The organism is Tissierella pigra (assembly GCF_009695605.1).
Lineage (GTDB): Bacteria > Bacillota > Clostridia > Tissierellales > Tissierellaceae > Tissierella > Tissierella pigra.
This window is the reverse complement of sequence record NZ_VUNQ01000018.1, coordinates 1-12212: the sequence shown is the minus strand read 5'-3', so window position 1 is coordinate 12212 and position 12212 is coordinate 1. Positions and strand designations below refer to the sequence as shown.

Here is a 12212-nt window from a genome sequence, read left to right as displayed (position 1 = left end):
TCTCTTTAAAACTATAAAAGGTTTTCTAAAGACTGTTTCTCTTTAAAAAACCTTTTATTTTTCATGTAATTAATTCTTAACAATTAAACATTTATATATTTTAATTTTATTTAAAAACTTTCTACTCTACCATAAATTAGTCTTCTCCTGTAATTGAGAGTAAATTATCTACTATAAAATCTAATTGTCTACTTTGGGAATATAAATCATTATAATAGAAAAAAGCAAAATCTAAGGCAATGGTTCTGCCGTCAGCATAGGCTGGTATGGAATTCCATATAGTGGTTTGTTCAAATAGCTTTGGATCCCAATCAAAAACAATATAATCACCTACATATTGAGGTAAAACCTCTAAGGACAGATTTCTATGTTGATCTCCTCCTATAATTTCACTTTGAATAACATCAGGAGCCCTAAAACCAAGATCGTTATATATAATATCGCCTCCTCGTCCCCATTTATCTCCTGCTACTGCAACATCTATAGGATCACCAAAAAAAATACTAATTGTTTTATCCAGTATACCTTGCTTCTCTAAAACTACTTTAGATTCTTCTACTTTTTTATAATATTCTCTGATGGCACTTTCAGCTTCTGTCTGCCTGTTCAATACCTCCCCAAGAAAAGTTACTCGTTCTTCCATAGACATTTCAGTAAAAGGAATGAAAACAGTAGGCGCAATTTTAGAGGATGCTTCAAATTCATCCTTTACTACTGAAATAATTAAATCAGGTTCTAACTCCATAACTTCTTCTGGGTCCCACTTCTCGATTAATGTTGCATCATGAATAACATCACCAAATGCACTTCCTCCAAAAGCAGAACGTACGCCTACTGGTAAAACCCCTAATGCTATAACATCTCCAATTACATAATCTACAACAACTCTTTTAGGATTTACCGGAACTTCTACTTCGCCCATAGATGTACTAACAATTCTTGTTCCTTCCTCTGTATCGATTACCTGCTCTTGTTTTGTAATTAATCCTTCCTTATCTTGATTAGATGTGTTTGCAGGAACATTGGTACAGGCAGTTAACAAAAATATAAGACTTAAAGCTACCCCAATTACTGCTTTGCTTTTTATTTGTTTAAACATAGAGAATTCTCCTTCCATATTGTGTTTGCTTACGCTAACTAAGCTTTTTTCATTATATGGGATGGACAATATATTCTCCATTGATAAATTTCCCATTGTCCATGTAGTATTTTGTCTAAAATCACTAGGAGTTTGTCCAAATCTCTTTTTAAATTCTTTGCTCATATAAAATTCATCATAAAACCCTGTTGAGTTTGCTATTTCTCTAAAGGTAACATTACTGTTTTGAAGATAACTTTGTACAGCATTTAACCTTATTTCTTTTAAATATGCCTGTGGGCTACAAGAAAAACGTTTCTTAAACAAACGATTTAATTGACTTATACTAATACCAAATGAATCTGACAATAACCCTATAGAAATAGCTTCGCTAAAATGTTTGTCCATATATCTTTGCACCATGGACACAACATCTGGCTTAAAATTATCAGCCTTTTCGTTTAACAGTTCATTATAAATCTGATAAACTAATTGGTAGAATTCTGTCTTACCATAAAATAACCCTAAAGGACAAGGATTTATCCAAGCTTCATACATTTTACGAAACTGTCCTCCAAAAAATATCGGATTAGCTGGAGAATAACCATACTGTTGATTAAATAGATTAGTTTTCTCTAACAGTCTAATAAATTCTCTTTTATAAAAAGGTGGTTCTCCTGCTTTATATAGTATTATGTAGTATTCAAGCCAATTACATTTAGGATATATAGAAAGTTCCGTTCCTTTTCCAGCATGAAAAACTCCAAAACGTTCCACTGTATAAGAAATGTCGTTTAAAATTATCTCTGCCTTGCCCCCGTTGGTATAAAGAAACATACTGGTAGGTATGAGATAATTCTTAATGGCTTCCTCTGAACTTATAAGCTTATGACGTATATCAACTAAAGTAATTGCTGATTGCTCCCAAAGTCGTAAATCATCTGCAAAGTTTTCTTTGCTGAATTTTATTTTTTCTTCCTTATTATTCTCCATAAAAACAGCTCCTAAATAACAATTTATCAAATATAGTTAGTCTGTGCTAACTTGATTTATTATACCATATCTAATAAAATTTGCATATTTAAGGAGCCTATTCCTGAAAATTATATTAAGATTTTATAAGTTAAATGATTTTCTAAATTCACTAGGGGTTATGCCATGTACTGCTTTAAATGCAGCTGAAAATTTGGACGCATTTTCATAACCACAAAGTTCGGAAATATCTCGTATACTTAAATGATCAGCTGATAGAAGCTGCATTCCCCTTTTCATTATTTCAATACGAATATATTTATATAGAGGAATTCCATAAATATTTTTAAAAGACTCCCTAAGTCTACTTTCGCTCATTTCTGCAGCTTTACATAACTGGTTTATACTAGGAATATTTAATATATCTTTATCAATTAATTCTTTGACTTTATATATCTTTTGCTCGTTTTCCCAAGTGACATAATTACGTCTACTGGATCTTCTTTTTGGAATCTCAGGAAAGTTCCTTGCAATTGAAGATAAAAGATGTAAAACCATGCCTTCGTATGCCAATAGTGATATATCAGAATTTCTAACAGCCCATCTTATCTGCTCTAAAATTAACATTATATTAGGTGTGTTTAAATGTTGTGTTTCCCATAGCTTAGCATCTTCCACTCCAATTTTAGGAGCATCTTCACGACTTTTTATAAAAGATTGTATGAACTCATCATATACCAAAACACTTGTAAAACAATAATGTTCATTTTTAGAAAATGTAAAACTAAATGGTTTCTGAGGATTAATTATTATATGAGTAATTGGAGAAAGTTTTCGGGCTTGTTTCCCTTGTTGTGTATATATTATTTCTCCACAATCTACACAAAAAATCCATAAACATGCTTTATCAGTATTGATTTTATGTGTTATCTTTTTATCTGGTGTAAACCATGCGCTTGCAACAAATAATCCCTCTGAGGGATTCATTTCCGATATCCATCCGTTGGACCAATGAGGAGGAAAATCATACTTTCTTCCCTTGCCATAAGGACTGTTTGCAAAATTGTAGTTATTTGTCATATGACCCCAAGATAGTTTTTCGTACTCATTCATATCCTTTAGCCTCCAAATCCTTCATAATTAAAATTATATCTTTACTTTCTGAATATATTAGTACTCCATTTTGAGTAAGTTATACTCCTATATTTTGTAGAACTATATTAAGCTTTTTCTCATACTCATTATAATAGCTCATATATATACATATAATTTGAATCCTAATATCTCTCAACATATGATATAGCCTTTCTTGCAGCATTGACAGTGAAAAAGATAAATGTTATCATTTTCATGAGTTAGCCTTGGCTTACTTAATTATATCAAAAATATGACATAAGCGCTTATGTTATTTTTAAGATTCATAATAAATATATATAAAGGAGAATTCTATATGAAAAAACTTATAACCTTATGTTTAGCCATATTTTCAACCCTAATATTTGTTGTGGGATGCTCAAATACTAATAATGAGTCCCCAGCATCTAGTAAAAACCTTGAGGAAAATACTACTCGTGTTGTTAATACTGTAATGGGAGATATTGAAGTTCCTGCTAACCCTGAAAGAGTTGTTGTAAACTGGTATATTGGAGACGCTTTTGCCCTTGGACTAAATGTTGTGGGTCATTATGCGTGGGATCAAGAAACCATGCCTTTCTACGATAAATTTGCCAGTTCTACAAAAATTGAAAGTTGGGAACGTGAAGATGTTATGACCCTTGAACCAGATTTAATCATTACTTACAGTGAAGACGATTTCGAAAAATTCAATAAAATAGCTCCAGTACTGGTTATACCAGAATCTGGTATAAGCTCCATTAAACGAGTTAAAATCATTGGTGAAGCTACAGGAAAAAGTGCTGAAGCAGAGGCTGCAGTGAAAAAGTTTGAGACAAAGCTAGAAGATGCGAAAAAAACTTTTAACAGTGGTGATTTTGAAGGAAAAACTTTTAGTATCATGGAGGATTGGGGCCCTTCTGGAGATTGGAGTGGAGTGTATTATGAAACAGGTTCTAGAGGTGGAACTCTAGTTTATGAATATCTTGGACTTAAATATCCTGATAAATTGGCAGCGCTTATTCAAAAAACAGGGGAAGGTCGTGGTCATTTAAGTTATGAAGTTGCCCATGAGTATTTTGGAGACTACATACTATGGTGCCGACAAGAAGGAAAGGAATCTGAATATGCCAAAACAGACATATGGAAAAGTATTCCTGCTGTTGCTGAAGGTCGTTTAGTCGAAATACCAGGAAAATATCAAGGACTATTTTTTTACTCAGATGTTATGAGCTTGACTGCACAGCTTGACTATATGGTTGATGCACTTAATTCATTAACAAAGTAATTTACAACTGAAAGGAATATACACATGGATAACTTACAGCTTAAAAAACATCGATATGGCATGGCTAGTTTCACAATGTACATGTTTATAGGCCTTGGGCTTCTTATTCTTATGTCAGTAGCATCTATTTCTTTTGGTGCTGCTGATATGAGTTTGTCTACTGCCTGGGGAGCTATTTTTAAATTTAATCCAGATTTAACTGAACACCAAATTATTCAAACTTTGCGTATTCCCAGAACTGCTGCCAATATTATTGTTGGTTGTAGCCTTGCTATATGTGGTGCTATAATGCAGGGAACTACACGAAATCCACTTGCAGATTCTGGTTTAATGGGTATTAGCAGCGGAGCCACTTTCGCCATTGCCCTTTGTATGGCTTTTTTACCCAGTAGTTCCTATGGACAAATGATGCTTTTTGCCTTTGTTGGAGCTGCTATTGCTACTTTTATGACTTATTTCATTGCTTCTTTCGGTAAAGGAGGTATGACACCTCAAAGACTTGTTTTATCTGGAGTTTCTATTTCAATGCTTTTTGGTGCCTTTAGTCAGTATTTATCTATTAAATACAGGTTAGGTCAGTCTCTTGCTTATTGGACTGCTGGTGGTACTGCTGGTGCTAAATGGAGTGAACTTATAATTGTTCTTCCTTTTTTTGTTTTAGGTGTTATTATTTCTATTGCCCTTTCTCCTTCTATTACTATGCTTAATCTAGGTGATGATGTGGCAATAGGATTAGGTCTTAAAACTAAAACCGTTAAAGCTATATCTACAATTGTTATATTGATTTTAACAGGACTTTCTGTCATTGTAGTTGGACCCGTTGGATTTGTAGGTCTTATTGTTCCTCATATAACGAGATATTTGGTTGGAGTTGATTATAGGTATATTATACCTACGGCAGGCCTGTATGGTTCTTTATTTACTGTAACTGCGGATTTAGTAGGAAGGCTTATTAATAAGCCCTACGAGACTCCTATTGGTATTATTTTTGCTATAATAGGTGTTCCCTATTTTCTTTATATTTCAAGAAAACAGAGGAGGGAGTTTGAGTGATAAAACAACGTTATTCTGTTTCTCGCGGCATTATTATTAACATTATTATGTTATTTATTCTTTTTATTATAGCGGTAATAAGTATTAATTCTGGCAAGATGAATCTTTCTCCTTCAGAAGTTTTTAATGTAATCATGGGTAACGGTACTGCTAGAGAGAACCTCATTATTTTTGAGTTTCGTCTTCCTCGTATTATTCTATCTATTTTAGTTGGTATCGGTATGGGAACGTCTGGATGTATTATGCAGAGTTTACTTAGAAATGATATGGCTAGTCCCGGTACTCTTGGTATAAGTTCTGGTTCTGGACTTTTTGTTTTAATGTTTGTTGTTATGTTTAATACTCAAGGAATATCTTCTGCTATTGCTCTTCCCCTTCTAGCTTTTGTAGGAGGTATGACTGCTGCTGCATTGATTTTCCTTTTATCTTATAGGCGTGGAAGAGATATTTCTCATACTGGTCTTATCTTAACTGGAGTTGCTCTTAGTAGTGGTTACGGTGCTCTTACTACTTTGCTTACTCTAAAGCTTGACGACCATCAAATGGATTTTATACAGCGTTGGAGTGCTGGAAGTCTCTGGGGCGATAACTGGAATTACCTTTCTATTCTTGCTCCATGGGTAATTGTTCTTTTTATATATACTTTTTATAAATCAAGAATTTTAAATACCTTAAATCTAGGAAATCAAACTGCAACCGGATTAGGAGTATCTGTAAAACCAGAATTCTTAGGCTTATCTATTGCTGCTGTAGCTCTATCTTCTGGCAGTGTTGCTTTAGGTGGAAATTTCTTTTTCGTAGGTATGATTTCTCCCCATATGGCAAAAAAGCTTGTAGGCCCTAACCATAAACTTTTATTGCCTGCAGCATCTCTATCTGCAGCTATAATTATTTTATTGGCAGACACTATTACTAGAACCATAAGTCTAGGTACGGATGTTCCTACTGGAATTATTATTACTGTTTTAAGTACGCCTTATTTCTTGTATTTATTGGCTAAGGCAAATTAAGGAGGTTTTATTTATATGAATAGTATTAAAGCTGAAAAGCTAGACATTGCTTATGATGATACATTAATTGTTAAGTCTTTAAATATGGGGATTCCCAAAGGAAAAATAACTTCTATTATAGGGGCTAATGGGTGTGGTAAATCTACTATTTTAAAAGCCATTGGACGTATTCTAAAACCAAAAAGTGGACTAGTATATCTTAGTGGAGAAGATATCAGTAAATTATCTACTAAGGATATTGCTAAAAAAATGGCTATTTTACCCCAAACCCCAACTGCTCCCAATGGTTTAACTGTAGGTGAATTAGTAGCATATGGACGCTTCCCTCATCAGAGAGGTTTTGGTAATCTTACACCAGAAGATAAGAAAATAATTAGCTGGGCTCTTTCAGTAACAAAGCTTACTGAGTTTGAAAACAGAGAGGTTGATACTTTATCTGGTGGACAAAGACAAAGAGTATGGATTGCTATGGCATTAGCCCAGCAGACAGATTTAATATTGTTAGATGAACCGACTACTTATCTTGACTTGGCTCATCAATTAGAAGTTTTAAAGCTCTTATTTGATTTGAATCGCAATCAAGGTTGTACTATAGTCATGGTATTACATGATTTAAATCTTGCATCAAGGTTTTCTGATTATATGATAGCTATACATAAAGGAACTATCATAGAGCATGGCTCTCCTCAAAAAGTTATGACTAGGGAAGTCCTTAAAAAAACTTTTCATATCGATGCAGAAATTGTAAATGAGCCTAAAAGTGGGAGACCTGTTTGTCTTACTTATGATATTTTAAAAACTGTACCAATTATACCAAACTCTGAAATGAGGGCATTTGCACTATGAAAGTTATGCTAAGAGTATTTTTAGAAGCAAAGAAATATTGGTTTTATCTAATAATGGCTTTAGTAGCATTAATTATTTCTACTATAGCAGGCTTCTATGCTCCTTGGGCTCTAAGGGAGCTTACAAGTATTGCCATGGAAGGACATCCTGATTTTGCCTCTAAGGCCTTTAGTATAGGACTATTGCTGCTTTTAACTACAGCATTACAATCTGGTGGGGCATCTATTTCAGGATACTTAAATCATCATGCTGCTCTCCATTATGTGGCTGACCTAAGAACTGAACTATATACCAAACTTCAACATATGGGGCTTAAGTTTTTTAATAAAAATCGAACAGGTGATTTAACCAGCAGAGTAATTAATGATTCAATGGAAGCAGAAATTTTATTAGCTCATGTAATTCCTGACCTTGTTGTAAATATATTAACCTTCATAGGTGTTGGTATTCTCCTATTTACAATTAATGTGAAACTAGCATTACTGAGCCTGGTTACCATACCATTTCTTATAGCAATTACTCTATGGCAAAGTAAATATCTATCACCAATATGGAATCAAAACTCCAAAGTAAGAGGTGAGCTTTCAGGTACAGTACAGGATAATTTTTCGGGAATACGAGAAATACAAATATTTAACCAACAGGATACAGAAAAAAGAAAGATTTCCTCCCTTTCTCTTAAGCATACTAAGGCATATTTAAAAGCTAGTTTCTTTTTTGAAACTACTTATCCTCTTTTGGCATTTTTTACTGCTTTAGGCTCTGTTGCTGTCATAATCTACGGAGGCCTTCTTGTTGAAAGACAAGAAGCTACCATAGGGGATATTGTAGCCTTTATAATGTACCTTAATATGTTCTATGAACCTGTTAAAAGTTTTTCTAGTATAGCAGAAATGGCTGGAAATGCAGTGGCTGGTTGCAGACGTGTATTTGAAGTAATGGATGAAAGTCCAGATGTAAAAGAAGTACCTAATGCCAAAAAATTATCACAAGTTCATGGTAAAATCGAATTTAGAAATCTTTCTTTTAACTATACACCTGAAATAACTGTACTAGAAAATATCAATCTTATAATAGAGCCTGGACAAACTGTAGCTCTTGTTGGCACTACAGGAGTTGGAAAAACTACTATTGCAAGCCTTCTTAACCGATTTTATGACCCACATAAGGGAAGTATCTTTATTGACGAAATCGATATTAAAAATGTTACCTTAAAAAGTCTTAGAGATAATATAAGTATGGTATTGCAGGATACATTTCTTTTCAATGGTACAGTATATGAAAATATAGTTTATGGATGGAAAGATGCAAGCAAAGAGCAAGTAATACAAGCTACAAAAGCTGCAAATGCACATGAATTTATTCAAGAACTTGAAAATGGATACGATACAATAATAGGTGAACGTGGGATACGTCTATCAGGTGGACAAAAGCAAAGACTATCAATAGCACGTGCTATCTTACGTAATTCTCCTATCCTTATTTTAGACGAAGCTACCTCTGCCCTAGATACAAAAACAGAAAGAGAGATTCAGGCTGCTCTAGACAGAATATCAAAAGATCGTACTACTATTGTAATTGCACATAGACTATCTACCATAAGAAATGCAGATAAAATTGTAGTACTAGATGGAACAGGAATTGCAGAAATAGGAACCCATGATGAGTTGATTCGTTACCATGGTATATATTCTTCTCTTTACAATTCGCAGGCATCATAATCCAAGGGATTAATAATTATCTATGTAAAATTAATGGTGGCCAAAATGGTCGCCATTTCTTGATCTCTCTACAGATTAACAACATGACTTCTCAAATATCTGGTTCTTTATCACTATATATTTTGTATTGTCACATCCTTTCAATACCTAAAAAATAGACATCTCATTTTATCATTTACATATCATAATCATTATTTCTTAATACCATTTCAATCATGGATATTTCCCTCTCAGAACTTAAGTTGAATTTTTTCGCAATTAATAATATCAGAAGATAGCTGGATATTGCTTTTTCTATTTCTGCTTTACTGAATTCCATTATGATCCATCCTGTTCAAAAGGGTATGTTTCTTAATTCCAGGAATATAAAAAGAAGCTAATTAATTAGCTTCAACCATCATACTATTATTTCTAAATTCAGCACAATCTACATCTTTGGTATATTTTAATAATGTGCGACCTGTCAATTAAAATCTGCACCCCTTCTCCTGCAGTATGTTATTTTACTAATCCAAATTATAAAACCAAATAAGCTGTACTTCATTTCTATATTCCTGCTCATTGTAATAAGCATACTCGTCTATTGCGGATAGGACAGCACCTTGTTTATGATAAAATCTTATAGCTGGAACGTTGTTATTTTGGCACTCAATTTTGATTTGCGTAAATCCTTGCTCACGTGCCCAATTTGCAGCCATATCAAACAAAACCTGACCAACACCTTGATTCTTGTATTCATCATCGACCCGAATATCCCATAGCACAGCTAGGTCATCTCTACCTGAAAGCATGTTAACCCCTTCCGTACGTGAAACGACTGTTGCACCTCCAACAGGTCGCTTTTCATCAAAAGCCATAAAGAAAGTCCAATTTGAAATATCCCATTGCCTTCCCCACCTTGTTACACTCTTGTCTTCGTCAACGCAGAAATCCTTAACATACGGTTGGATAGGTGTTTCAATAAGATGAAACCCTCCTAGACCACGCTCAATTTTATCAACACGATAATAACTATAAACATGAACACGCATGGGAACCATATCGTATTGTTGAAGAAATTTTTGGTCAACTATCTTGTACACTATCATATCATTGCCCCCTTAATATGAATTTCATTCTTGCTTAATTCACACTCTCTACATCAATATAACCACATCTCAAACCCTAATTCCATCGTCAAAATTTGAATAAAGTTTTGCTTTCTCTCTCTTTTTGCCTATTTTATTCCTCAAATTCAGGTCAAAATTTCTGAATTAATAATATGAAATATACATAAAAAGTTTAAGTAATAAATTGAAATTAATATAGGAAAAAATAAAGAATAAAAAGATGAACTGTTTCCAGTCTTTTATATTGTATTTACCCAAAAGACTTTGTGCTAATCTTATACTTTCTTCAGTAATAGCAACAGACTGGGAACAATACCTGCTCTACCTTGGTTCTATTTGCTCTATAATAATCAATAAATTTGTCATAGTTAAGAAGTAATTCAAATGAAATTATGGACAAAACCATAACCGTGGAGGTGGACTTAGCATAATAAAGTAGACACAAAAATAAGAGAAAAATTTGAATATACTAAAAATGTTTGCAAAACACTGGACGTTTCAAGAGCTGGATATTATAAATATTAAAATCTTAAACCATTCAAAGGTGACCTGGAAAATGAAAAATTGAAAGAAATAATCAAAAAAATTTTGATGAAAATAAAGGTAAATATGGATCTATTCGTATAGTAAAAGTACTAGGGCAACGTGGAATTCATATAAACCATAATCGAATATCTAGATTAATGCGTAAAATGAATCTATGTCCTAAAGGAACCCCCTATCTTGCAATATTTATTGATATGTTTTCTCAAAGGTAGTTGGCTGGTGGATGGTAAATAGAATGAAAGATACCCTTGTAATTAAAGCATTTACTCAAGCTTATGGAAAAGAACAGTGTAATTGCAGGTTAATAGTTTATACCAAACCTTTTGAAAACGTTGATAACTCCATACAACAAAACTCTTTCCATCTAACTTTCTTAAACCACCATTGTAATATTTATAAAAACTTTATATAATTTATATTATACTAATATGAACAACTAAAATTAACATGATTATACTATATTAAGCAACCTTTAAAGCTATATTTGTTTTTTTGTTAGGATTTATAAAACTTTATTTCAGCATAATTCATTGATAATAAGCTAAACCATAGAAGCTACAGATTGTTATCTCTGAGATAGTCACAGTTCATTTTTAACTCAAAGAATTATATCTATCTAGCTCTAATTTACCATGATGAGAAAGGATAAGAAATATGGACAATTACTATGCCGAAAAATTAAATTCCAAAAAGTTGTTTCAAGTGTACAATACCCAAATTCCACGTGTCAAGCAGTATTTACAATCAGAAATAGATTTTGTCAAGAAAAATCTATCAAACACACAAAGTGTTTTGGAGCTTGGAGCCGGATACGGTCGAATTATTAGGGAATTGGCTCCCTACTGCAAATCTATTGTCGGGATAGATATCTCAGTGGAAAGCGTTGAATTAGGCAAGGAGTATCTCAAAGGCTATCCCAACGCGAGTATAGTTGCAATGAATGTTCACCAGATAAATTTCCCTAAATCTTTTGATGTTATTTTGTGCCTGCAAAATGGATTGTCTGCCATGGGTGCTGATTCCACTGTCATTCACAAAATTCTTGATAAAGTGGCACCAGGTGGAGTAGCTTATTTCAGCAGTTACAGTACTAGATTTTGGGATTTTCGTCTAAAATGGTTTGAGGAGCAGACCTCCAAAGGGCTTTTGGGGGAAATTGACTATACCCAAACCAAAAATGATGTGATTATCTGCAAAGATGGCTTTAAAGCAACTATCCATTCCACAGAGGATTTTGAGAAAATTGGCAAAAATCTGGGATACCCATATGAGGTGCAAGAGGTGGATGAGTCTAGCGTGTTTCTAATCGTCCATAAAATCTAACTAAATTGCAAACCGTTAGAAACACATGTTTATGTTAATCTAAAAGTAGACCACCATAATAATTGAAAACTGGTCCACCTTAAAATATAATACCCCTTGAAGATATCTTTTGAGGGGGGACAAGAGGTGATAAAGCTGGATCAGAAAGCAGAA

At 33.4% G+C, this 12212-nt stretch carries 11 protein-coding genes; 7 read left to right on the top strand and 4 right to left on the bottom strand.

Going from position 1 to position 12212, the window contains the following annotated elements; genetic code table 11:
* Positions 1-136: 136 nt before the first annotated feature.
* On the bottom strand, positions 137-2071 hold the full coding sequence (locus FYJ83_RS09565; protein ID WP_154440104.1) for an AraC family transcriptional regulator: 1935 nt from the start codon (positions 2069-2071) through the stop codon (positions 137-139).
* 123 nt (positions 2072-2194) lie between these two features.
* Positions 2195-3163, bottom strand: a complete 969-nt coding sequence (locus tag FYJ83_RS09560) for a helix-turn-helix domain-containing protein (protein WP_154440103.1) — start codon at positions 3161-3163, stop codon at positions 2195-2197.
* 337 nt (positions 3164-3500) lie between these two features.
* Here FYJ83_RS09560 and FYJ83_RS09555 point away from each other — a divergent pair, with 337 nt between their 5' ends.
* The 5 genes from FYJ83_RS09555 to FYJ83_RS09535 are packed head-to-tail and all read left to right on the top strand — an operon-like array spanning position 3501 to position 9081.
* Positions 3501-4451, top strand: coding sequence for an ABC transporter substrate-binding protein (locus FYJ83_RS09555; protein ID WP_154440102.1), 951 nt, complete (start codon positions 3501-3503; stop codon positions 4449-4451).
* 24 nt (positions 4452-4475) lie between these two features.
* Complete coding sequence (locus FYJ83_RS09550) at positions 4476-5504, top strand: FecCD family ABC transporter permease (protein WP_154440101.1); 1029 nt, start codon at positions 4476-4478, stop codon at positions 5502-5504.
* Entirely contained in the window at positions 5501-6514 is a 1014-nt protein-coding gene (locus tag FYJ83_RS09545) for a FecCD family ABC transporter permease (protein WP_216584683.1), read from the top strand. Before FYJ83_RS09550 ends, FYJ83_RS09545 begins: the two co-directional genes overlap by 4 nt.
* Before the next feature lie 15 nt (positions 6515-6529).
* Positions 6530-7360 carry an ABC transporter ATP-binding protein gene (locus tag FYJ83_RS09540; protein ID WP_154440100.1) on the top strand — a complete coding sequence of 277 codons (831 nt, stop codon included), beginning with the start codon at positions 6530-6532 and terminating at the stop codon, positions 7358-7360.
* A complete protein-coding gene (locus FYJ83_RS09535) occupies positions 7357-9081 on the top strand; it encodes an ABC transporter ATP-binding protein (RefSeq protein ID WP_154440099.1) in 1725 nt (574 codons plus the stop codon). Before FYJ83_RS09540 ends, FYJ83_RS09535 begins: the two co-directional genes overlap by 4 nt.
* 175 nt (positions 9082-9256) lie before the next feature.
* Here the strand turns inward: FYJ83_RS09535 and FYJ83_RS09530 are convergent, their stop codons facing one another.
* Together FYJ83_RS09530 and FYJ83_RS09525 are read right to left on the bottom strand one after the other, a co-directional pair.
* Entirely contained in the window at positions 9257-9400 is a 144-nt protein-coding gene (locus FYJ83_RS09530; RefSeq protein ID WP_154440098.1) for a hypothetical protein, read from the bottom strand.
* Positions 9401-9587: 187 nt separating this feature from the next.
* Positions 9588-10169: a GNAT family N-acetyltransferase gene (locus tag FYJ83_RS09525; protein WP_154440097.1), complete on the bottom strand. Its 582-nt coding sequence runs from the start codon at positions 10167-10169 to the stop codon at positions 9588-9590.
* 584 nt (positions 10170-10753) lie between these two features.
* On the opposite strand from FYJ83_RS09525, the gene FYJ83_RS20555 reads away from it, so the two are divergent.
* Positions 10754-10948, top strand: coding sequence for an IS3 family transposase (locus FYJ83_RS20555; protein ID WP_216585893.1), 195 nt, complete (start codon positions 10754-10756; stop codon positions 10946-10948).
* Between the two features lie 442 nt (positions 10949-11390).
* A complete protein-coding gene (locus FYJ83_RS09515) occupies positions 11391-12059 on the top strand; it encodes a class I SAM-dependent methyltransferase (RefSeq protein ID WP_154440096.1) in 669 nt (222 codons plus the stop codon).
* The last annotated feature ends 153 nt before the right edge of the window (positions 12060-12212 follow it).

Coding starts and splice junctions, on each gene's coding strand:
- FYJ83_RS09525 (WP_154440097.1), bottom strand. CDS start 10,169: ATGATAGTGTACAAGATAGTTGACCAAAAATTTCTTCAACAATACGAT.
- FYJ83_RS09540 (WP_154440100.1), top strand. CDS start 6,530: ATGAATAGTATTAAAGCTGAAAAGCTAGACATTGCTTATGATGATACA.
- FYJ83_RS09565 (WP_154440104.1), bottom strand. CDS start 2,071: ATGGAGAATAATAAGGAAGAAAAAATAAAATTCAGCAAAGAAAACTTT.
- FYJ83_RS09560 (WP_154440103.1), bottom strand. CDS start 3,163: ATGAATGAGTACGAAAAACTATCTTGGGGTCATATGACAAATAACTAC.
- FYJ83_RS09535 (WP_154440099.1), top strand. CDS start 7,357: ATGAAAGTTATGCTAAGAGTATTTTTAGAAGCAAAGAAATATTGGTTT.
- FYJ83_RS09555 (WP_154440102.1), top strand. CDS start 3,501: ATGAAAAAACTTATAACCTTATGTTTAGCCATATTTTCAACCCTAATA.
- FYJ83_RS09515 (WP_154440096.1), top strand. CDS start 11,391: ATGGACAATTACTATGCCGAAAAATTAAATTCCAAAAAGTTGTTTCAA.
- FYJ83_RS09530 (WP_154440098.1), bottom strand. CDS start 9,400: ATGGAATTCAGTAAAGCAGAAATAGAAAAAGCAATATCCAGCTATCTT.
- FYJ83_RS09550 (WP_154440101.1), top strand. CDS start 4,476: ATGGATAACTTACAGCTTAAAAAACATCGATATGGCATGGCTAGTTTC.